This window comes from Streptomyces sp. NBC_01294, assembly GCF_035917235.1.
Taxonomy (GTDB): domain Bacteria; phylum Actinomycetota; class Actinomycetes; order Streptomycetales; family Streptomycetaceae; genus Streptomyces; species Streptomyces caledonius.
The window spans coordinates 4364494-4385319 of record NZ_CP108423.1; the positions used below are offsets into that span (position 1 = coordinate 4364494).

The following is a 20826-nucleotide window of genomic DNA, read 5'->3' on the forward strand; positions in this document are numbered from 1 at the left end:
GTCAGCGTGGTGACGGACGCGGAAGAACGGACGAGGGGAGCCCTGCATGAACGGTGACGGCGCGTACCTTGCGGCGCGGTTCGAGGAACGGCGCGGGCAGCTGCGGGCGGTGGCCGAGCGGATGCTGGGCTCGCTGCCCGAGGCGCAGGACGCGATCGAGGAGGCGGGCTCGCGCCTCGGCTGCCGTGCGGACGGGGGTGCGGCGTCGGCGTACGACATGGGCGGGTGGCTGACCACGGTCGTCGCCCGGGTCTGCGTGGAGCGGCTGCGCGCCCGCAATGCCCCGGGCGGGTCCGCGGAGCCGTCGCCGGGCCGGTCACACGGGCCGGCGGCGGCGGAGCAGGAGGGGCTGCTGCTCGCGGACTCGGTCGGGCTCGCGCTGTTCGCCGTACTGGAGCAACTGGCGCCCGCGGAGCGGCTGTCGTTCGTCCTGCACGACCTGTTCGGGCTGCCGTTCGACGAGATCGCACCCATCGTGGAGCGGACTCCGGCCGGTGCGCGGCAGTTGGCGAGCCGCGCGCGGCGGCGGGTGCGGGGCGGGGCGCCGGAGCCGGAGTGGGGGTCGGGGTCGGGGTCGGATCCGGGATCGGAACTTTCGCCGTTCGCCGAGAAGGGGCGGCGGCAGCGGGAGATCGTCGGGGCCTTCCTCGCCGCGGTCCGCGACGGCAGCTTCGAGGATCTGGTCGCGGTCTTCGACCCGGACGTCGTGCTGCACGTGGACCGGGCCGAAATGGCGCTGGGCGCCGGGGCGGTGGCCCGTCAGGCACTCGTCTTCCAGCGGCTCGCACCGTACGGGCGGCCCGCGCTGATCGACGGCGCGCCGGGCGTCGTCACGATCCCGCCGGGCGGCAAGGCCGTCGCCGTCACGGGCTTCGCGGTCGGCGGCGACCGTATCGTCGCCATGGACGTCCTCGCGGATCCGGACCGGCTGGAACGCATCGACGTGATCGTCTTGGACAACTGAGGACTGAGGTATTTGACGTCACTTGTGGAATCGCTGCGCGCGGCCGGCTGCGTCTTCGCGGAGGAGGAGGCGGAGCTCCTGACCGGGGCGGCCCGGGACGGTGCCCACCTGGCGGCGCTGCTGGCCCGCCGGGTGGGCGGCGAGCCGCTGGAGCACGTGGTGGGCTGGGCGGAGTTCTGCGGGCTGCGCGTGGAGGTCGGCGCGGGGGCGTTCGTACCGCGTCGGCGCACCGAGTTCCTGGTGCAGGAGGCGGTGGCGCTGGCCCGGCCCGGCGCGGTGGTGCTGGACCTGTGCTGCGGTGTCGGCGCGCTGGGCGCGGCGGTGGCGGCGCGGCTCCCGGGCGGGGTGGAGCTGCACGTGGCGGACATCGACCCGGCGGCGCTGGCGTACGCGCGGCGCAACGTGGTCCCGTACGGCGGCCGGGTGTGGGAGGGCGACCTGTACGGTGCGCTCCCGTCGTCGCTGCGGGGCCGGGTGAACCTGCTGGTGGTCAACGCCCCGTACGTGCCGACGGAGGAGATCGGCCTCATGCCGTCGGAGGCGCGGGACCACGAGCCGCTGGTCTCCCTGGACGGCGGCGCCGACGGCCTGGACATCCACCGCAGGGTCGCGGCGGGCGCCCTGCCCTGGCTGGCGCCGGGGGGTCACCTGCTGATCGAGACGAGCGCCCGCCAGTCCCCGTCGACGGCCTCCGCCCTGACCTCGGCGGGCCTCGCGGCCCGGGCGGTCACCTCGGAGGAGCTGTACGCGACGGTGGTGATCGGCACGGCCTGAGCGCCGCGCCGGGGCCGCCCGCCGGGCCCCGCCCGCCGGGGCTACGGCGACGGCGTGGCGAGTGCCCGCGCGACCGGCACCCCGCGGCGCCGCGCGTACGCCAGGCCCTCGCGCACCTCCCGCAGCGTCCGCGGCCGGTACCCGGGTCCGCATCCGCAGCAGCGCTGACGGAAGCCGAGCCCGGCGTGGAGCAGTACGGAGACGACCCGCCAGGCGTCCCGGTCCCGGCGCGGCGGCGCCTCGAAGGAGTCCCCGGCGAGGAGCAGCGTCCTGCGGCACCGCGGGCACTGGTACGCGCGGTACTCGGAGTGCTTGAAGGAGAGCCGGCAGGAGAGGCACACGTAGGCGGAACGGTGCGGCATGCGGCCAGTCTCCGCTGGCCGACCGCCGCACCGCCAAGGAATTTCGGCGGTGAGGCGCGGGCGCGCGGGCGGAAGGCAATCCTCCTCAGGAACCTCCCTCAGGAATCTCCCTCAGGAATCTCTTCGAAAGTCTCCTCCGGCTGTCACATCCGCGTTCCGCGGCGGGTCAGAGGAGTGAAGCAGGCGGGAGACCCGACCGGAGCGCATCCGCACCGGCGCCCGCCCGAGGGGAGCTCACATGTCCACCACCGCCGTTGTTTTCGCCCTGGTCGGCGCGTTCATGGTCGGTTTCTCGGCCGCCTCGGTCTTCTTCAAGGCCAAGTGGGTCGTGGAGCCGATGGTGGAGTACGGGGTTCCGCGTGCCTGGTGGAACTGGCTCGGGCTCGCCAAGGCGGCCGGGGCTGCGGGCCTGGTGGCCGGTGTCTTCGTACCGGCCATCGGCGTCGCCGCGGCGATCGGGATCGCCCTGTACTTCACCGGTGCCGTGATCACGGTGCTGCGCGCGAAGTCCTACGCCCACGTCGCGTTCCCGGTCATCTACGCGGCCCCCGCGGTCGTCGCCCTGGCGCTGGGCTTCAGCGGCTGAGCCCGGCACGAGACCGCCCCGCCGCCCCCGTCGCCGCGCACGGGCCATCCAGGGGCGCTGACCGCAGACCTCCTCGCAGCAGCTCGGCGGCGGACGTCACAGGTCCGCGGCATCGATCCAGCAGATCGTCGCCACCAGCAAGCAAAGGCTGGCAAGGTCAGGATTGCGCGGTCCGGAACGTGAGATACCGGCTGATGGCTTCGTGACTGTCTGGGGTGAAGCACCACTCCAGCAGGGCCGACCGCAGCTCCAGCTCGGTCAGCCAGCTGTGCCAGGCGACCTCATCGGGATCGGGGACCACGGCATCCACATCCGACACTACGACTTCGTGCACGCCGAGCCAGTGAGGGCTCAAACCGCTGCGGTTGAGGAACGTGAACAGCAAGCGCGGCAGCACACGAATACCCAGCTCTTCAGCCAGCTCCCGCGAAGCAGCCTGCTCATAGGACTCACCAACATCCACGGCACCACCGACCACGACCTCGTAGAGCCCGGGGAAGCGCCACAACAGCTCCGACCGGCGGTGGACGAGGATCCGCCCACGCTCATCACGGCACACCGTCACAGCGACCCGGTGCAGCCAACCCTCGCGGACGGCCTGCCGGCGACTGACCACTACCCCCAGCACACGATCTTGATCGTCGACACGCTCCACCAGTTCATCCACGACGCACACCCTGGCAGAGCCCACCGACAACGCCGCTTCCCGGCGCCCCGCGGAGGGCGTCCCGAGAGCACCTGCTCACCCACCCGCTGAGCGATCACCGTCTCTATGAGGCCCGAGTCTGCCCTCGCAGCGACGCCCTCAGCCATCGGATATCCCGCTCACCCCTAGCGGGAGCTGTTGCAAGCAGTTCGCTTGCAAAAGTTAGCAGGGTGCGGCAGGATCGCGGCATGGCATCGCTCAACGTCGGAAATCTCGGCGAGTACCTCCGTGAGCAGCGTCGGCAGGCCCAGCTTTCGCTGCGGCAGTTGGCCGAGGCTGCGGGGGTGTCGAATCCGTACCTGAGCCAGATCGAGCGTGGGCTGCGCAAGCCGAGCGCGGACATCCTGCAGCAGCTGGCCAAGGCGCTGCGGATCTCCGCGGAGACGCTGTACGTGCAGGCCGGAATCCTGGATGAGCGGGACCCGGACGAGGTGGAGACGCGAGCCGTCATCCTCGCCGACCCGTCCATAAACGAGCGGCAGAAGCAGGTGCTGCTCCAGATCTACGAGTCGTTCCGCAAGGAGAACGCGCTCGACGCGCCCGCCGACGAGATGCCGTCGAAGACGAACTGAAGTTGATCCGGGAGGACCAGCACATGGCCATCGCCGATGACCTGAAGAAGACCCTCACCGACCCGACCCCCCTCTACTTCGCCGCCGGCACGGCCGACCTCGCCGTGCAGCAGGCCAAGAAGGTTCCCGACCTGATCGACCAGCTGCGCGCCGAGGCCCCCGCGCGCATCGAGGCCGTGAAGAACACGGACCCGAAGGCCGTGCAGGAGGCGGTCTCCGCCAAGTTCGCCGAGGTGCTCGGCGCGATCGACGCCAAGAAGCTCGGCGAGACCGCCCAGGACCTGGCGCTGCGCGGTGTCGGTGTGGCCGCGGAGTACGCGGTGCGCGCCAAGGAGACGTACGACAAGGTCGCCGAGCACGGCGAGCAGGCCGTGCGGGCCTGGCGCGGCGAGGTCTCCGAGGAGATCGTCGACATCGCCGTGGTCGTCGAGCCCGAGCCGGCGGCGGAGTCGGCGGCCGTGGGCGCCGACGAGGAGAAGCCCGTCGCCAAGAAGGCCACCGCGCGCAAGAGCACGGCCAAGAAGACCCCGGCCACGGCGGACGACGCGAGCTGAACCGCGACCGCATGAGCGACGGCGGGCCGGGCACCCTTCAGGTGCCCGGCCCGTTGTGGTTCATCGGGACGCCTGTGCCGGTAGCGTGGAGGCAGGCGGCATCGGAAGTGCGAAGCGAAGCATGAGAAGGCGGTCGAAGCGATGTTGATGGACGGGTTCGATCGAGGGGTGATCCCGTTGCTCGGGCTCGCCATGCTCGTGCTCGCGGTCGTGGCCTTGGCGTTCGCGGTGGTGGCCCGGGAGGACGCGTACCGGGCGGCCGAGAAGCAGACCAAGACCTTCTGGCTGGTCATCCTCGGCATCACCGTGGTCGTGGACTTCTTCCTGCCGATGCTGTTCCTGCAGATCGCCGGCCTGGTCGCGACCATCGTGTTCTTCGTCGACGTGCGCCCGGCGCTCAAGCAGGTCTCGGGCGGTGGCGGTGGCGGCCGGCGCGGCGGCAGCAGCAGCGACGGGCCGTACGGGCCCTACAACGGCGGGCGGTAGCCCGACCTACCGGTCTGCTGGCGGCCCGGCCCGACCCCGCCTGACTCGGCCCGGGCAATTCCCCGGCCCGTCCGTACGCCCGTGCCGACTCACGGTCTCGTGGCGCAGTCCCCGGCCCAGTCCCGTTCCCGGTTCCTCGTTCCCGGCTGCCGGCTTCCGTCCGGGGCTCAGCCCTCGGCGCGGGAGAGCAGGACCACGGCCACGTCGTCGGTGAGCTCGCCTCCGTTGAGGCGGCGGGCCTCCGTCACGGCGGCCTCCAGCAGGCCCTCGCCGCTCAGCCCGCGGTCCAGGTGGCGGTTGATCATCTCCACCATGCCGTCCTGGCCCAGCCGCTCCTTGCCCTCGCCGATCCTGCCCTCGATCAGGCCGTCGGTGTACATCATCAGGCTCCAGCTGCCGCCGAGCTCGACCTGGCGGCGCGGCCAGCGGGCCCGCGGCAGCAGGCCCAGGGCCGGGCCGCTGTTCTCGTACGGGAGGAGCCGCGCGGGGCGGCCCGGCCGGGAGATCAGCGGGGCCGGATGGCCGGCCAGGCACAGGCCCGCGCGGCGGCCGTCCGGGGCGATGTCGACGGTGCACAGCGTCGCGAAGATCTCCTCGCAGGGGCGCTCCACCTCCAGCACCTCCTGGAGGGTGGCCAGCAGGTCGTCACCGCACAGGCCGGCCAGGGTCAGGGCGCGCCAGGCGATGCGGAGCTCGACGCCGAGGGCGGCCTCGTCGGGGCCGTGGCCGCAGACGTCGCCGATCATCGCGTGGACGGTGCCGTCGGGGGTGCGCACGGTGTCGTAGAAGTCACCGCCGAGGAGGGCGCGGCTGCGGCCGGGGCGGTAGCGGGCGGCGAAGCGGAGGTCGGAGCCTTCCAGGAGCGGCGTGGGGAGCAGGCCGCGTTCCAGGCGGGCGTTCTCCTGGGCGCGCAGTTTCGATTCTGCAAGTTTGTACTGGGCGATGTCCGCCCGCTTTCTCTCCACGGCGTAGCGGATGGCGCGGCTCAGCAGGCGGCCGTCCAGCTCGTCCCGGAAGAGGTAGTCCTGGGCGCCGACCCGGACGGCCTCGGCGGCGCGCTCGACGTCGTCCTCGCCGGTGAGGACGAGGACGGCGTGGCGCGGGGCGATGCGCAGCACCTGGCGCAGGACGGCCAGCCGGTCCGTGGCGGTGGCCGCGGCAGTGGTCGCGGCGCCGGTCACGGTCGCGGCTCCCGGCGTACGGGCGCCGGTGTCCGGGAGGGCCAGGTCGAGGAGGATGCAGTTCACGTCGGGCGTGAGCAGCCGCTCGGCCTCGGTGAGGTTGCGGGCGGTGCGGAGCCGGATGCGGTGGCCGTCGGTGTCGAGGATCTCGGGGACGGTGAGGCCGCCGGCGGGGTCGTCCTCGATGACCAGGAGGGTCAGCGGGGTCGCGTGCGGGGCGGCCTGGGCGGTGGGGTGAGGGGTCGACTGAGGGGTCGCCTGCAGGGCGCCGACGGCGACTGCGGCCGGGGCGGCGGTCTGCAGAACGGCCTGACCGCTCTCCGTGGCCGGGGTGTCCCTCTGCCGCGGTACGGGTACGGGCATCGTCTCCGGTTCCTTCCCTCCCCCCGAGGGTGCGCTCGTCCGGCAGACCCTAGCGGTCCCGGCCCGGCGAACGGAATGCCGTTCCGGGACGGGGCCTCCGTCATATGCCGTTATCGCGGGGGAAAATCGGCCTCACTGATGACAAAGGTCACGGCGGGGCCGCGTTCCGTCCCGCCTGGCGAGACGTCCGGGGCGCCCGCCCGGTTGCCTGCGCGCACCTGGAATGCCGCCGGGCCCGAAAGAACAGTGGCTCCGCCCCGGACCTCGGCCCTCAAACGCCGGACGGGCTGGATGATCAAGCCTCGCCGGCGCTTGAGGCGCGGGGTCCGGGGCGGAGCCCGAGGGTGGTGGGGCCGCGCCCCGTCCTGCCGAGCAACCCCGCAGGGGCTACGCGTCGGGGCGGACCACCGCCTTGATCGGCATCGAGCCCGCGCCCGCCATCGTCACGTTGCGTCCGGGCCGCGGGGCGTGGACCATCGCGCCGTCGCCGACGTACATCCCGACGTGGCTCGCGTCGTCGAAGTAGATGATCAGGTCGCCCGGACGCATGTCCTTGACCGCGACCTTCGGCAGCAGCCGCAGCTGCTCCTGCGAGGTGCGCGGGATGCCCCGGCCGGCCGCCAGCCAGGCCTGCGAGGTCAGCCCGGAGCAGTCGAACGAGTCAGGCCCCTCGGCGCCCCAGATGTACGGCTTGCCGATCTGCGCGGTGGCGAAGTGCACGGCCCGCTTGCCCGCGTCCGTCGCCTTGCCGTTGACGTCCTTCATCGCGCCCGTCGACAGCCACGCCGTCTGCGCCTTGTACTGGGCTTCCTGCTCCAGCTGGATCAGCCGGGCCTTCTCCTCGGCCTCCAGCTTGCTCTCCAGCCCCTCCGCCGTCTTGATCTTCTCCTCGATCTGCTTCTTGGACTCCTCCTGCTTGACCCGGTTGGCCTCCAGCGTCTTCCAGCGCTCGCCCGCCTCCTCGGCGTAGCGCTGCAAGTCGGCCTGGGTGCGGTCCAGTTCGGAGATCAGGCCCGAAGTGGCCTTCTCGCCCTGGCGCAGCCGGCCCGCCCCGTCGAGGAACTCGTTCGGATCGTCGCTCAGCGCCAGCCGCGCGCCCGCCGGCATCCCGCCCGCGCGGTACTGGGCACGGGCGGCGGCGCCCGCGCGGCTCTTCAGCGTGGCGATCCGCTCCTTGCCGGCGACGACGAGGTTGGCGATCTCGACGATCTTCTCCGACTGGGCCTTGGTCTCGGCCTCGGCGAGGTTGTAGGCGTCCGTGGCGGTGCCCGCCTGCCGGTAGAGCTCCTCGATGTCCTTGCGGACCTGCTCCAGGGACTTGGCCCCCGGTTCGGGCAGCGGCGCGGCCGGAGCCGCGGGCGCGGCGGGTGCTGCCGGAACCGCCGGTGCTGCCGGAGCCGCGTGCGCCATGCCCGTCGCGAGGCCCGGCGCCGTCAGTATCGCCATCGCGCACAACAGTACGAGCGAGCTTGCGCCTCGTCGTCGCCTTACGGCCCCCATGGTCCCCCCAGGCACCCGAGCCAGACCCCGTATCAGATCTGACTATTCATCAGTAACTTCCCACTGCCATCGGGGATGGTGCCACGAGTCGGTGAATTCCGACACCCTTGTGGATGGCATTCGGATCTTGTCCGCCCCAACGGAGGCCCACGGCCCGCCCCTCACGATTCAACGGGCCGCCGCAGCCACCGGTTCCCCGCCGCACCCGTTCACCCCACCGGGCGCAACGCCTCCCAGCGCAGCGTCAGTTCCCCCTGCCGCCACCGCCCCGGCCCGTCCGCCAGCGGCCAATCGCCGGACAGGGCCCGCGCCGCGCGGATCCAGCGCTGCCGCGCCCCGTACGAGGCGTACGGAGCCGCCGCCGCCCACGCCCGGTCGAAGTCGCGCAGGAACGCGTGCACCGGCTCGCCCGGCACGTTCCGGTGGATCAGCGCCTTCGGCAGCCGCTCCGCCAGGTCCGAAGGGCGCTCCAGGGAGCCCAGCCGGGTCGCGAACGTCACCGTGCGCGGTCCCTCCGGCCCCAGCGCCACCCACACGTGCCGCCGCCCGATCTCGTCGCAGGTCCCCTCCACGAGCAGCCCGTCCGGGGCCAGCCGCGAGCACAGCCGCGCCCAGACCGCCGCGACCTGCTCCTCGTCGTACTGGCGCAGCACGTTCGCCGCGCGGATCAGCGTCGGCCGGACCCCGCCCTCCAGCGGCACCTCGAAGCCGCCGTGCCGGAAGCTCAGCCCGTCGCGTTCGTACGGCTTCGCGCCCGCGACCCGCGCGGGCTCGATCTCGATGCCGACCACCCGTACCCGCGGCGCCGCCTCCCGCAGCCGCGCCAGCAGCTCGACCGCCGTCCAGGGCGCGGCCCCGTAGCCGAGGTCCACCGCGACCGGCGCCTCCGCGCGCCGCAGTACGGCCCCGTGCGTGGCGGCGATCCAGCGGTCCATCCGGCGCAACCGGTTCGGATTGGTCGTCCCGCGGGTCACCGAGCCCACAGGGCGGCCGGGGGCGCGGCTGGGGGACGGGGTACTGCGGGAAGCCATGAGCCGAGGGTAAGCGGAGGGCACGCGCACGGGGAAAATCCGGTGGCGGCCCGAGAAATACGAGGAAACCTGCAGGAAAACCGGAGACCCCGGAATGCGGGGGACGGCCATCCGGGTTGCACTCCTTGCAGGGCGCCTCCCGCGCCCCCGCCGTGATGCCGTCCGTCATGCCGTCCGTCATGTCGTGCGTCATGTCGTGCGTCATGTCGTCCGTCATGACGTCCGAGCGTTGTGCGCGCCGTCCTAGCCGAGAGGAACTGCTCCCTTGAGCCAGTACGTGTCCCGCCTCGGCGGCAGTCTCAGCAGCCGCCGCGCCGCCGCCCGTGCCGCCCGCCACGAGCCGCCCCGGCTGCGTCTGCCGGCCGTCGGCCACCACCGCAAGCCGCGCCGCGTCGCCATGCTCAGCGTGCACACCTCACCGCTGCACCAGCCCGGCACCGGCGACGCGGGCGGGATGAACGTCTACATCGTGGAGCTGGCCAAGCGGCTCGCGGCCATCAACATCGAGGTCGAGATCTTTACCCGGGCCACCACCGGCGGGCTGCCGCCCGTGGTCGAGCTGGCCCCCGGGGTCCTCGTACGGCACGTGGACGCGGGCCCCTACGAAGGCCTCGCCAAGGAGGAGCTCCCGGCCCAGCTGTGCGCCTTCACCCACGGCGTGATGCAGGCCTGGGCCGGCCACCGGCCCGGCTACTACGACCTCGTCCACTCCCACTACTGGCTCTCCGGCCACGTGGGCTGGCTCGCCGCCGAACGCTGGGGCGTGCCGCTCGTCCACGCCATGCACACCATGGCCAAGGTCAAGAACGCGTCGCTGGCCGAGGGCGACACGCCCGAGCCCGCCGCCCGCGTCATCGGCGAGACCCAGATCGTCGCCGCCGCCGACCGGCTCATCGCGAACACCGCCGAGGAGGCCGACGAGCTCGTCCGGCACTACGACGCGGACCCCGCCAAGGTGGCCGTCGTCCACCCCGGCGTGAACCTCGAACGCTTCACGGTCGGCGACGGCCGCGCCGCCGCCCGCGCCCGCCTCGGCCTGCCGGCCGACGCCGTCATCCCGCTGTTCGCCGGGCGGATCCAGCCGCTGAAGGCCCCCGACATCCTGCTGCGCGCCGTCGCGGTCCTCGTCGACCAGGACCCCTCGCTGCGCCGGCGCCTGTTCGTCCCCGTCGTCGGCGGCCCCAGCGGCAGCGGCCTGGCCAAGCCGGAGGGCCTGCAGAAGCTCGCCGCGACGCTCGGCATCGCCGACCTCGTGCACTTCCACCCGCCGGTCGCGCAGGACGGGCTCGCCGACTGGTTCCGGGCGGCGTCCGTGCTGGTCATGCCCTCGTACAGCGAGTCCTTCGGGCTCGTCGCGATCGAGGCCCAGGCCGCCGGCACGCCGGTGCTGGCCGCCGAGGTCGGCGGGCTGCCCGTCGCCGTCAACGACGGGACCACGGGGATCCTCGTACCCGGGCACGACCCGGCGGACTACGCGCGGCAGCTGCGGCGCTTCGTCGACGACACCGGGCTCGCGGACCGGATGGGGGCCGAGGCGGCGCGGCACGCGCAGTTCTTCGGCTGGGACACCGCGGCGAGCGGCACGGCCGACGTCTACACGGCAGCCATGCACGATCACCGCCGTCGCGTACGCTCCCACCATGGCTGACACCGCCGAGATCATCGAAAGCGCGCTCACCGGCGCCGAGCTGAGCTGGGAGAGCCCCGAGCCGGGCTCCTACGTCGTCCAGCTCCCCGGCAGCCGCAAGCTCAGCACCACCTGCTCGCTCCGGGTCGGCCGGCATTCGCTGTCGGTCAACGCCTTCGTGATCCGGCACCCCGACGAGAACGAGGCGGGCGTCCACCGCTGGCTGCTGGAGCGCAACCTCAAGCTGTTCGGCATGGCGTACGCGGTGGACCGCCTCGGTGACATCTACCTGACGGCCAGGCTCCCGCTGTCGGTCGTCAGCCCGGAGGAGCTGGACCGGCTCCTCGGCACGGTCCTGGAGGCGGCGGACGGCTCCTTCAACACCCTGCTGGAACTGGGCTTCGCGAGCGCGATCCGCCGCGAGTACGAATGGCGCGTCTCCCGCGGCGAGCCGACCTTCAACCTCGACGCCTTCAAGCACCTGACGCAGCCGTCGTAGCCGGGTCCAGCCCCGCCGGCGTTTGAGGCGCGGGGGTCCGGGGGCGGCGCCCCCGCAACGGCGCCGCAGGTTCGCCACCGGCCGCTGGTCACCCCTCGGCGGCGGCCGGCAGCGGCTTGGCCACCGGTGCGGAAGCGCCGCCGTCCGCGGCCTCGGCCACCTCGACCACGCCACCCTCGGGAAGCGTCCGCATCAGCAGCCAGTAGCCGGCCCCCGCCACCGTGCCGAGCACCCCGGTGGCCCCCCACAGCCAGGCCGCCCCGTACCGGTCGATCACGAAGCCCGCCATCAGCGGCGCCACCAGTGAGGCCACCGCCCAGGACATCGAGTACATCCCCTGGTAGCGCCCGCGCCCGTGCACCGGCGAGAGCCGCGCGACCAGGCCCATCTGGGTTGGCGAGTTCACGATCTCGGCCAGCGTCCACACGCACACCGTCAGCGCGTACGCCCACAGCGACCCGGCGAAGGCCGTCAGCGCGAAGCCGTACCCCGCCAGCAGCGCGGAGACCACCAGCAGCTTCTGCGGGTCGCGGTGCTCGATGAACGCCGTGACCGGGATCTGCAGCAGCACGATCAGCAGGCCGTTGACGGCGATGACCAGCCCGTAGTCCCCCGGCGAGAAGCCGGCGGCGCCCATCGCGACCGGCAGGCCGACCGATCCCTGCGTGAAGATCAGCGAGATCAGGAACGACAGCCCGACCACGCCCATGAAGTGCCCGTCCCGCAGCACGGTCCCGAGCCCGATCGCCGGCTCGGCCCCCGTCCCCGCCGCCGCGCCCTTGCCCGTCGCAGCCGGCGCGCCCGCCTGCCGGGACCCGGGCCGCGACCCGGGCAGCGGCCCGGGCCTCGACTCGGGCAGCTTGACGAACACCAGCACCGCGCAGGTCAGCGTCAGCGCCGCCTCGCCGAGGAAGCCCGCCAGGTAGCTGTACTCCGCGATCAGCCCCGCCGCCATCGCGCTGACGCCGAAGCCCAGGTTGATGGCCCAGTAGTTGAGCGCGAAGGCCCGTACGCGGTCCTCCGGGCGGACGATGTCCGCCATCATCGCCGCGACCGCGGGGCGCGACGCGTTCGAGGTCATGCCGACCAGCAGCGCGACCGCCGCGATCGCCGCCGGATGCTCCATGAAGCCCAGCAGCGCCACCGAGAATGCCGTCGACGCCTGGGCCGCCAGCAGGGTGGGCCGCCGCCCCAGCCGGTCGGTCATCACGCCCGCGACGAGCGAGGAGATCACCCCGCCGAGCCCGTGGAGGGCGACCACGAGCCCCGCGAAGGAGGCCGAATAGCCGCGCTCCAGGGTCAGGTACAAGGTCATGAACGTGGCGACGAAGGCCCCGAGCCGGTTCACCAGCGTGCTCGTCCAGAGCCACCAGAACGCGCGGGGCAGACCCGAGACGCTCTCCCGGGCGGCCCGTCTCAGACTGGCAGCGGACATAAGGGATCCCCCCGGCGGTGTAAGCATCACTCTGGCGCGATGCACATTACGATCGGGGCGCTCTCCGGCGCCACTCGATTGACGCGCGCCGTCAATCGGGCCGGACCCGGCACCGCGCGCGAGCGCGCCCGCGCGTCCATTAGGCTCGTCCGCATGGCCGACGCACCGTACAAGCTGATCCTCCTCCGCCACGGCGAGAGCGACTGGAACGCGAAGAACCTGTTCACCGGCTGGGTGGACGTCAACCTCACCGAGAAGGGCGAGAAGGAGGCGGTCCGCGGCGGTGAGCTGCTGAAGGACGCCGGCCTGCTGCCCGACGTTCTGCACACCTCCCTCCAGAAGCGCGCCATCCGCACCGCGCAGCTCGCGCTCGAGGCCGCGGACCGCCACTGGATCCCGGTGCACCGCTCCTGGCGCCTGAACGAGCGCCACTACGGTGCGCTCCAGGGCAAGGACAAGGCGCAGACCCTCGCCGAGTTCGGCGAGGAGCAGTTCATGCTGTGGCGCCGCTCGTACGACACCCCGCCGCCGGTCCTCGAGGACGGTACGGAGTTCTCGCAGTCCGAGGACCCGCGCTACGCCTCGATCCCGAACGAGCTGCGTCCGCGCACCGAGTGCCTCAAGGACGTCGTCGAGCGCATGCTGCCGTACTGGTACGACGGCATCGTCCCGGACCTGCTGGCCGGCCGCACGGTCCTGGTCGCCGCCCACGGCAACTCCCTGCGCGGCCTGGTCAAGCACCTCGACGGCATCTCCGACGCCGACATCACGGGCCTGAACATCCCGACCGGCATCCCGCTCGTCTACGAGCTGGACGCCGACTTCAAGCCCCTGAACCCGGGCGGCACCTACCTCGACCCGGACGCTGCCGCGGCCGCCATCGAGGCCGTCAAGAACCAGGGCAAGAAGAAGTAAGCAGCACGATCAAGCCCCTGACCTGCACACATGACGCAGGTCAGGGGCTTTCGTCTGCTCCGGGCCGGGCCCACTGGGGCCCTCAGCGCGGGCACCGCATCCGCTCAGGCCGTGCGGGAGCCGTATCCGGCCGGAGGCCAGACGGGGTCACCGCCCCACGTGTCCTCAGCGGTCAGGGTGAGTACCAGCCGCCCGTCCACCACGGCTGCGGCCACGTCCTCGTCGTTGACGGCGGCCTCGGCGAAGTCGGCGGGTGCGACGCGGTCGAGCAGGAAGACGAAGTGGAGGGCGAAGGGTGAGCCGTACGAGTGGGGCTCACCGTCGGAGTCGACCATGAAGTTGGCCCGCCAGGCGCCCGTGCACAGGGTCCACACGAGATCGCCGAGGAACTCCGCGCCCAGCAGCGGGTCCGCGCCGTCGATCAGCACCGCGATGTCCTGCTTGCCGTGCCCGGGCCCGTGCCAGTCGCCGAGACAGTCCACCATGGCGTCCCAGTTGTGCCCGAAGTATCCGGGGAACCCCAGTTCACGGGCGAACGCCCGGTACAGACAGCCCTTCTCGTGCAGCTCCTCGCCGTCCAGGCGCAGGACGATTCCGCCCCCGGCCCGCAGCTCGGCCTCGGCCGCGGCCACCCAGGGGTCGGCCGAGGAGGTGAAGGTGACCCAGGGCGACCGGCGTTCGGTGAGGGTGGGGAGGAAGCTGCTCATGCGGCATGTTCGCACCCCACCCGGCCGGATTTCCGGGACCCCCGGTCGCCGTCGGCAGGCCGGCACCGGCCTCGGGCGACGTCGGTCCACGGGCCGGTGGTCTCGTCTTTCGTCACGTGCATCGCGGCCGCAGAGGACCGGGGCCGTTCATTCGCTCAGGAAGAGCGCCAGCACGGTCGCCGACAGCAGGAGGCCGGCGCCGGCCATCAGCTTGGCCGCTGTCGGCCGTTGGCGCGGGTCCGCCCCTGCGGCCAGCAGGAGTTGTAGCACCGAAGGGATGAAGAGGAACATCCCGGCCATGGCGCCGACGAAGGACCACGGCAGCACCAGGGCCGAGACGAGTCCGATGGACCACCCGAAGCCCGACGGCCGGGCGTGCAGCAGCAGCGGGATGGCAACCACCCCGGCGGTCACGAGGGCCGGAGTGAGAGTGAAGTAGCCCTGGCCCGACCACGCGATCAGCGGGACCAGGGGGGTGACCGCGGCGAGCACCACGAGGCCGAACTGCCATGGATGAACGCTGTCTCGCGCAGCAGCCTGCATGATCCGCCCCCGGCCCGATGACTTGAACGCGTTCAAGATACCGTACTCGGCCGTGGGCCCGTCTCGCGGTCATGAGCCGCTGCGAACGGGCGCGGATGTTAGCTTCCATCCCGTGGTGGAGCATCAGGCCGAGACCAGGGCGGCCTACGACGGGGTCGTCGAGCTGTACGCCTCGATGTTCGCCGATCGGCTGGAGACGCATCCGTTCTCGCGGGCCATGGTCGCCACCTTCGCCGAGCTGGTGCGCGGGACGGGGAACCTGCGGGCAGCCGACGTCGGGTGCGGGCCCGGGCATCTGACGGCCATGCTGAACGAGCTCGGGCTGGACGCCTTCGGGGTCGACCTCTCGCCGGGCATGGTCGACCACGCCCGGCGGGCCCATCCGGCGCTGCGGTTCGAGGAGGCGCGGATGGAGGCCCTGCCGGTCGAGGACCGCGCGCTCGGCGGCGTACTGGCCCACTACTCGATGATCCACACCCCGCCCGGGCACCTGCCCGCGCTGCTCGCCGAGCAGGTGCGCGTCCTGGCGCCGGGAGGCCTGCTCCTGGTCTCGTTCTTCGCGACCGACGGACCGGAGCCGGTCCGCTTCGACCACAAGGTGTCGCCCGCCTACAGCTGGCCGGCGGATCGGTTCGCCGAGCTGCTGGCCGGGGCCGGGCTCGTCCCGTTCGCCCGGCTGCTCCACGATCCGGCCTCCGAGCGGGGCTTCCTCGACGCCCACGTGCTGGCCCGCCGCCCTTAGGCCGTGTCGTCAAAGTCCCGTCTGGGCCGCCCGCGGCAGGCGGACGTGTGCGGTCGCCCGCCCGGCCCAACTCCTCACCTGCGCGGGCCAAGTAGCGCTCCTCGCCTCCCTCGCCGCGGTGATGGCGTTCTCCGGCCAGCTGCTCACCCCGGCCGTCTCCGCCCAGGCGTACGGCGGCGGGGGCGGCGGGCCGAAGCCGAAGCCGAAGCCGAAGCCGCCCGTGGCGCCCACCGTGATCCACGGCCTGCGGGAGTTCGCCGCGGACGGGTCCTTCACGCCTCCCGCGGGCGTCACCTCGGTGCACGTCCAGGCCTGGGGCGGCGGCGGAGGCGGCGGAGGAGGAGGCGGAGCCGCCGCCGGTGAGGGGAACGGCCCCGGAGGAAGCAGTGGCGGCGGCGCCGGCGGGTTCACCTGGTGCGTCCTCAGGGTCCAGCCCGGCCAGATCTACACGGTCGACGTGGGCACCGGCGGAACCCCGGGCACCCCCGGGACCGGCGGCCCCGCCGTCGACAACCCCGGAACCACCGGCGGCACCGCCGGATCCGGCAGCTCGACGACCCTGGCCTCCCCCAACGGCGTCCAGCTCGTCGCGGGCGGCGGTATCGGGGGCGGCGGCGGTGGCGGGGCACCACCACGGTCGGCGTACCGGGTACGGGCGGCAGCGGAGGGACCGCCCTGTGTAACAGCCTCGACGCGGTGAACCGCACGGGTGAGAACGGTGCGGGCGGCGCCGCGGGCAGGGAGGGGGCGGCGCGGTCGACGGCATCGTCGCGCCGACCCCGCCGAACAGCGGCGCCGGCGGTGACGGCGTGATCGGCGGCCCCGGCGGCCTCACTCCGGGCGCCGACGGATTCCCCGGTCTTCCGGGCGGTCCGGGCTACCTCGTCGTGTTCTGGTAGGCCGGACTGTGGAGGGCCCCGGACTGTGGAGGGGCCCGGACTGTGAAGGGGGTCCCGGACCGTGAAGGGTCCCGGACTGTGAAGGGTCCCGGACTGTGAAGGGTCCCGGACCGTGAAGGGTCCCGGACTGTGAAAGTCCCCGGACCTTGAAAGTCCCCGGACCGTGAAGGGCCCCCTGCCTGCGCGGATCTCCCGCGGGCAGGGGGCCTCTCACGTGCGCAGGGCCGGTGACGGCGGCCGTCAGCCGCCGCACTGGCAGGGGGCGCCGGACTGGCAGCCGCAGCCGCAGCCGGAGCCGCAGCCGCAGGCCGCGAGCAGCGGGAGCCGCAGCGGCTCCGGCCGCGACGGCTGCTCCTGCTCCGGGGTGATGGGGACGGGGGAATCGGGCATGGTTCCTCCTCGTAGGCGGCATACGGGACTTCGTACGTCGGACCGCCCTCTGCCTCATTCATGCCCAGCGGCACCGGCGCGTCAACGGCGCATTGGGGCTCGGCGCCCCCCGGCTGTCAGACGCCCTCGACCTGGGTCGGCTGCTGGAGGTCGTCCGCGTGCTCACCCGTCACCAGGTAGACCACGCGCTTGGCCACCGACACCGCGTGGTCGGCGAAGCGCTCGTAGTAGCGGCCCAGCAGCGTCACGTCCACGGCCGTCTCGATGCCGTGCTTCCAGCGGTCATCCATCAGGTGCTGGAACAGCGTGCGGTGCAGCTGGTCCATCTCGTCGTCGTCCGTCTCCAGCTGGAGGGCGAGGTCGACGTCCTTCGTGATGATGACCTCGGCGGCCTTCGCCATCAGGCGCTGCGCCAGCTGACCCATCTCCAGGATGGTGGCGTGCAGGTCCCGCGGCACGGCCGTGTCCGGGAAGCGCAGCCGGGCGAGCTTCGCCACGTGCTGGGCCAGGTCGCCGCTGCGCTCCAGGTCGGCGCTCATCCGCAGCGAGGTCACGACGATGCGCAGGTCGGTGGCGACCGGCTGCTGGCGGGCCAGCAGGGCGATGGCGCGGGCCTCCAGGTCGTGCTGCAGGTCGTCGACCTTCTGGTCGGCGGCGATGACGCTCTCGGCGAGCTTCAGGTCGGCGTCGAGCATGGACGTCGTGGCCCGCCCGATCGCGGAACCGACGAGCCGGGCCATCTCGACCAGGCTCTCTCCGATCGAGTCCAGTTCCTCGTGGTACGCGTCGCGCATGTCTCGTGTCCCTCTCTCGACCTACTACTGCGGTACTGCCCGGGGGCGGGCCGGGGCGGCCATCGGCCCCACGTTGACACGGTGAGCCGCAAACGCGTCCGACTCCGGCACCACAAGTGAATCAACCCCGTCGCCAGGGTGAACTCTGGGCGACGACTGTTCGAGGTGCCACCCGAACGGCTGTGGAAGTGTTGTCGGGCCTGCTTAACCTGGATCCATGGACGTGAACGCGGCGGTCGCCGCAGCTGCAGCGATCGCCGGTCTTTGCACCGGCGTCATCGCAATGCTGGCGTTCCGCTGGAGCGAGCGCGACCAAGCCCGCCCCACCCGGAGCTCCATGCGCCCCGACATCAATGCGGTGCTCCCGCCCGGCGTGGACACCGTCCTCTCCGTGCTGCGCTCCTCCGCCGTCGTACTGGACGAGGGAGACGCGGTGGTCAAGGCCAGCTCGGCGGCGTACGCCCTCGGCCTGGTCCGCGGCGGCAAACTCGCCGTCGAACCCATGCTGCACATGGCCCGCGACACCCGTCGCGACGGGGAGATACGCCAGGTCGAGCTGGACCTGCCCCGGCGCGGCACCGGCCGCGGCGAGGCCCTCGCCGTCTCGGCGCGCGTCGCCCCGCTCGGCTCCCGCCTGGTGCTCCTCCTGGTCGAGGACCTCACCGAGGCGCGCCGCATCGAGGCCGTACGCCGAGACTTCGTGGCCAACGTGTCGCACGAGCTGAAGACCCCGGTCGGGGCGATCTCCCTGCTGTCCGAGGCCGTCATGGACGCCGCGGACGACCCCGAGGCGGTCAGCCGCTTCGCCGGCCGCATGCAGATCGAGTCGACCCGGCTGATCAACCTCGTGCAGGAGCTCATCGACCTCTCCCGGGTACAGAACGACGACCCGCTGGAGGACGCCGAGCCCGTACGCGTGGACACGCTGGTCGCCGAGGCCCTCGACCGATGCCGCCACACGGCGTCCTCGAAGCAGATCACCATGGCCTCGGGCGGCACCGCTGACCTGCGCGTCTGGGGCAACCGCGGACAGCTCGCGGCCGCTCTCGGAAACCTGGTCGAGAACGCCGTCAACTACAGCCCCGCCCGTACCCGCGTCGGCATAGCCGGGCGCAGGGTGACGGCACCTGGGGGAGACTTGATCGAGATCGCCGTGACCGACCAGGGCATCGGCATCCCGGAAAAGGACCGCGAGCGCATCTTCGAGCGCTTCTACCGCGTGGACCCGGCCCGCTCCCGTGCCACGGGAGGAACGGGCCTCGGCCTTGCGATCGTGAAGCACGTGGCGGCCTCGCACGGCGGGGAGGTGTCGGTATGGAGCTCGGAGGGCCAGGGTTCCACGTTCACCCTGCGACTCCCCGAAGCAGCCGCGCCGGCCCCGGCGACGGCCCCCCGCACCCACCCGACCCCTGCCTGAACCAGAACCGCTCCAGCCATTCCTGCCCCGGAGGTCCTTCCGTGACCCGAGTGCTCGTCGTCGAGGATGAGGAATCCTTCAGCGACGCCCTGTCCTACATGCTCCGCAAAGAGGGCTTCGAGGTCGCCATCGCCGCGACCGGGCCCGACGGGCTGGACGAGTTCGAGCGCAACGGCGCCGACCTCGTCCTCCTCGACCTGATGCTTCCCGGCCTGCCCGGTACCGAGGTGTGCCGGCAGCTGCGCGGCCGTTCCAACGTTCCCGTGATCATGGTGACCGCCAAGGACAGCGAGATCGACAAGGTCGTCGGGCTGGAGATAGGAGCAGACGACTACGTCACCAAGCCCTTCTCCTCGCGCGAGCTGGTCGCCCGCATCCGCGCGGTCCTGCGCCGCCGCGGCGAGCCGGAGGAGGTCACTCCGGCGGCCCTGGAGGCGGGTCCCGTCCGGATGGACGTCGACCGCCACGTGGTCACCGTCGCCGGCGGCAAGGTGGACCTCCCGCTGAAGGAGTTCGACCTGCTGGAGATGCTGCTGCGCAACGCGGGACGCGTACTGACCCGCATGCAGCTGATCGACCGGGTCTGGGGCGCGGACTACGTCGGCGACACCAAGACGCTGGACGTCCACGTCAAGCGCCTGCGCGCCAAGATCGAGCCGGACCCGGGCGCGCCGCGCTACCTGGTCACGGTGCGCGGCCTCGGCTACAAGTTCGAGCCGTAAACCGAAGACGTTCCCGCGGCACCACGGTCGGCCGGAGGCCGGCACAGCGCGCCGAAGCCGGTGAGGCCCCCCGGGGCCTGACCGTGCGAGGGGCGCACGTGGGACGGGGCTCGAGCCGGACCCGGGCGCGCCGCGCTACCTGGTCACGGTGCGCGGCCTCGGCTACAAGTTCGAGCCGTAAACCGAAGGACGTCCCCGCGTACGCATACGGGAAGGGCCCCCAGCCGCTGGTGCGGATGGGGGCCCTTCCCGTATGCGTACGCGTCGGCGCTGCGCCGGCGGCTGCGTCAGTGGCCCGCGCCGTGCGACGGAGAGCCCGACGGCTTGCCGGCGGTGCTGCCCGAGGGGGACCCGGACGGGCTGCCCGAGGGGGACCCGGTGGCCGCGCCCGACGGGGAGCCGGACGGGGAGCCGGACGGCGTGCCCGAGGGGCTGCCGGAGGCGGCGGGGCCGGCGGCCGGGGCCGCGGTCGGGCCGAACGGCGCCCAGGCGCCGGTGTTCGGGACCACGAAGGCCTGCAGCTCGACGCCGCCCGTGCTGCTCAGCTGGAAGACGACGTCCTGCACTTCGCCGTCCCTGGCGGCCGCGGAGCCGTCCTCGATCACGGCGGAGGCGTTGCCCTTGCCGCCGATCACCACGTAGCCGAGGGCCGGCACGGTGATCTTGCCGGCGCCTTCGGCGGGCTTCAGCGCGACCTTGCCCTTGCCACCCGGGAGGGTGATGGCGTCCAGCGTCTCCGCCTTGGTGCCGTTGTTGAAGACCGTCGCCGAGACGACCGCGGGGCCCTTCTCGCCCTTCTGGCCCTGGGTGATCACCAGTGCGTTCTGGACCTCGATGTCGCCCTTGGCGGCGGCGGCGTTGTCCGGCTTGATCTGGAGGGTCTGCGCGTCGTTGCCCGCAGCGCACGCGGCCAGCGAGGCGATCGAGAACACGACGGCAGAGGCGGCGAGGGCGCCGCGTCGAAGGCTGCGGCTCACGGCGGCGGCAACTCCTTGGACGAACGGAATGGGGAGGGTGGGCGCTCGGAACGGCCGAGGTGAAGCCGCTCTAAGGGTGT

General features: G+C 72.6%; 24 protein-coding genes. 13 read left to right on the top strand and 11 right to left on the bottom strand.

Annotated features, from left to right (window positions below):
* The first annotated feature begins 46 nt into the window (after positions 1-46).
* Entirely contained in the window at positions 47-964 is a 918-nt protein-coding gene (locus OG534_RS19775) for a sigma factor-like helix-turn-helix DNA-binding protein (protein ID WP_326589417.1), read from the top strand.
* Between the two features lie 3 nt (positions 965-967).
* The gene (locus OG534_RS19780) at positions 968-1738 is read left to right on the top strand and encodes a putative protein N(5)-glutamine methyltransferase (RefSeq protein WP_326593712.1); all 771 of its coding nucleotides are present in this window, start codon (positions 968-970) and stop codon (positions 1736-1738) included.
* A gap of 41 nt (positions 1739-1779) precedes the next feature.
* On the opposite strand, the gene OG534_RS19785 is transcribed toward OG534_RS19780, so the two are convergent.
* Positions 1780-2100: a deoxyxylulose-5-phosphate synthase gene (locus OG534_RS19785; protein WP_326589418.1), complete on the bottom strand. Its 321-nt coding sequence runs from the start codon at positions 2098-2100 to the stop codon at positions 1780-1782.
* Positions 2101-2338: 238 nt separating this feature from the next.
* Between OG534_RS19785 and OG534_RS19790 the strand changes: the two genes are divergently transcribed.
* Positions 2339-2686: a DoxX family protein gene (locus OG534_RS19790; protein WP_326589419.1), complete on the top strand. Its 348-nt coding sequence runs from the start codon at positions 2339-2341 to the stop codon at positions 2684-2686.
* Positions 2687-2843: 157 nt separating this feature from the next.
* Here OG534_RS19790 and OG534_RS19795 read toward each other — a convergent pair whose 3' ends face one another.
* Positions 2844-3353: an NUDIX domain-containing protein gene (locus OG534_RS19795; RefSeq protein WP_442807111.1), complete on the bottom strand. Its 510-nt coding sequence runs from the start codon at positions 3351-3353 to the stop codon at positions 2844-2846.
* A gap of 227 nt (positions 3354-3580) precedes the next feature.
* On the opposite strand from OG534_RS19795, the gene OG534_RS19800 reads away from it, so the two are divergent.
* From OG534_RS19800 to OG534_RS19810, 3 genes are all read left to right on the top strand, one after another.
* On the top strand, positions 3581-3964 hold the full coding sequence (locus tag OG534_RS19800; RefSeq protein ID WP_326589420.1) for a helix-turn-helix domain-containing protein: 384 nt from the start codon (positions 3581-3583) through the stop codon (positions 3962-3964).
* Positions 3965-3987: 23 nt separating this feature from the next.
* Positions 3988-4518 carry a hypothetical protein gene (locus OG534_RS19805; RefSeq protein ID WP_326589421.1) on the top strand — a complete coding sequence of 177 codons (531 nt, stop codon included), beginning with the start codon at positions 3988-3990 and terminating at the stop codon, positions 4516-4518.
* 141 nt (positions 4519-4659) lie between these two features.
* Positions 4660-5004, top strand: coding sequence for a DUF2516 family protein (locus OG534_RS19810; protein WP_326589422.1), 345 nt, complete (start codon positions 4660-4662; stop codon positions 5002-5004).
* Between the two features lie 167 nt (positions 5005-5171).
* Here the strand turns inward: OG534_RS19810 and OG534_RS19815 are convergent, their stop codons facing one another.
* The 3 genes from OG534_RS19815 to OG534_RS19825 all read right to left on the bottom strand — a co-directional run bounded on the left by OG534_RS19815 (position 5172) and on the right by OG534_RS19825 (position 9079).
* Positions 5172-6548, bottom strand: coding sequence for a PP2C family protein-serine/threonine phosphatase (locus tag OG534_RS19815; RefSeq protein ID WP_326589423.1), 1377 nt, complete (start codon positions 6546-6548; stop codon positions 5172-5174).
* Positions 6549-6935: 387 nt separating this feature from the next.
* A complete protein-coding gene (locus OG534_RS19820) occupies positions 6936-8048 on the bottom strand; it encodes a C40 family peptidase (RefSeq protein ID WP_326589424.1) in 1113 nt (370 codons plus the stop codon).
* A 209-nt stretch (positions 8049-8257) separates the two neighbouring features.
* Positions 8258-9079, bottom strand: coding sequence for a class I SAM-dependent methyltransferase (locus OG534_RS19825; protein ID WP_326589426.1), 822 nt, complete (start codon positions 9077-9079; stop codon positions 8258-8260).
* A gap of 265 nt (positions 9080-9344) precedes the next feature.
* Between OG534_RS19825 and mshA the strand changes: the two genes are divergently transcribed.
* Positions 9345-10727 (top strand): D-inositol-3-phosphate glycosyltransferase, encoded by a 1383-nt coding sequence (gene mshA, locus OG534_RS19830; RefSeq protein WP_326589427.1) that lies wholly within the window; start codon positions 9345-9347, stop codon positions 10725-10727.
* The gene (locus tag OG534_RS19835) at positions 10720-11205 is read left to right on the top strand and encodes a YbjN domain-containing protein (RefSeq protein WP_326589429.1); all 486 of its coding nucleotides are present in this window, start codon (positions 10720-10722) and stop codon (positions 11203-11205) included. Before mshA ends, OG534_RS19835 begins: the two co-directional genes overlap by 8 nt.
* Before the next feature lie 88 nt (positions 11206-11293).
* On the opposite strand, the gene OG534_RS19840 is transcribed toward OG534_RS19835, so the two are convergent.
* Positions 11294-12640 (bottom strand): MDR family MFS transporter, encoded by a 1347-nt coding sequence (locus OG534_RS19840; protein WP_326589430.1) that lies wholly within the window; start codon positions 12638-12640, stop codon positions 11294-11296.
* 153 nt (positions 12641-12793) lie between these two features.
* Here OG534_RS19840 and OG534_RS19845 point away from each other — a divergent pair, with 153 nt between their 5' ends.
* A complete protein-coding gene (locus OG534_RS19845; RefSeq protein WP_109780007.1) occupies positions 12794-13555 on the top strand; it encodes a phosphoglyceromutase in 762 nt (253 codons plus the stop codon).
* A gap of 104 nt (positions 13556-13659) precedes the next feature.
* Here the strand turns inward: OG534_RS19845 and OG534_RS19850 are convergent, their stop codons facing one another.
* Together OG534_RS19850 and OG534_RS19855 are read right to left on the bottom strand one after the other, a co-directional pair.
* Positions 13660-14262, bottom strand: a complete 603-nt coding sequence (locus OG534_RS19850) for a barstar family protein (RefSeq protein ID WP_326589432.1) — start codon at positions 14260-14262, stop codon at positions 13660-13662.
* Between the two features lie 147 nt (positions 14263-14409).
* Positions 14410-14805 carry a hypothetical protein gene (locus tag OG534_RS19855; protein WP_326589434.1) on the bottom strand — a complete coding sequence of 132 codons (396 nt, stop codon included), beginning with the start codon at positions 14803-14805 and terminating at the stop codon, positions 14410-14412.
* A gap of 112 nt (positions 14806-14917) precedes the next feature.
* On the opposite strand from OG534_RS19855, the gene OG534_RS19860 reads away from it, so the two are divergent.
* Both OG534_RS19860 and OG534_RS19865 read left to right on the top strand, forming a co-directional pair.
* Complete coding sequence (locus OG534_RS19860) at positions 14918-15547, top strand: class I SAM-dependent methyltransferase (protein ID WP_326589436.1); 630 nt, start codon at positions 14918-14920, stop codon at positions 15545-15547.
* 121 nt (positions 15548-15668) lie between these two features.
* A complete protein-coding gene (locus tag OG534_RS19865) occupies positions 15669-16247 on the top strand; it encodes a hypothetical protein (RefSeq protein ID WP_326589438.1) in 579 nt (192 codons plus the stop codon).
* A 439-nt stretch (positions 16248-16686) separates the two neighbouring features.
* Here the strand turns inward: OG534_RS19865 and OG534_RS19870 are convergent, their stop codons facing one another.
* Together OG534_RS19870 and phoU are read right to left on the bottom strand one after the other, a co-directional pair.
* On the bottom strand, positions 16687-16836 hold the full coding sequence (locus tag OG534_RS19870) for a hypothetical protein (protein ID WP_199920847.1): 150 nt from the start codon (positions 16834-16836) through the stop codon (positions 16687-16689).
* A 116-nt stretch (positions 16837-16952) separates the two neighbouring features.
* Positions 16953-17630, bottom strand: a complete 678-nt coding sequence (gene phoU, locus OG534_RS19875; RefSeq protein WP_326589441.1) for a phosphate signaling complex protein PhoU — start codon at positions 17628-17630, stop codon at positions 16953-16955.
* A gap of 217 nt (positions 17631-17847) precedes the next feature.
* Here phoU and OG534_RS19880 point away from each other — a divergent pair, with 217 nt between their 5' ends.
* The gene (locus tag OG534_RS19880) at positions 17848-19047 is read left to right on the top strand and encodes a sensor histidine kinase (RefSeq protein ID WP_326589442.1); all 1200 of its coding nucleotides are present in this window, start codon (positions 17848-17850) and stop codon (positions 19045-19047) included.
* A gap of 41 nt (positions 19048-19088) precedes the next feature.
* Positions 19089-19769, top strand: coding sequence for a response regulator transcription factor (locus OG534_RS19885; protein WP_030387286.1), 681 nt, complete (start codon positions 19089-19091; stop codon positions 19767-19769).
* Between the two features lie 287 nt (positions 19770-20056).
* On the opposite strand, the gene OG534_RS19895 is transcribed toward OG534_RS19885, so the two are convergent.
* Positions 20057-20746 (bottom strand): DUF461 domain-containing protein, encoded by a 690-nt coding sequence (locus tag OG534_RS19895; protein ID WP_326589444.1) that lies wholly within the window; start codon positions 20744-20746, stop codon positions 20057-20059.
* Between the last annotated feature and the right edge of the window lie 80 nt (positions 20747-20826).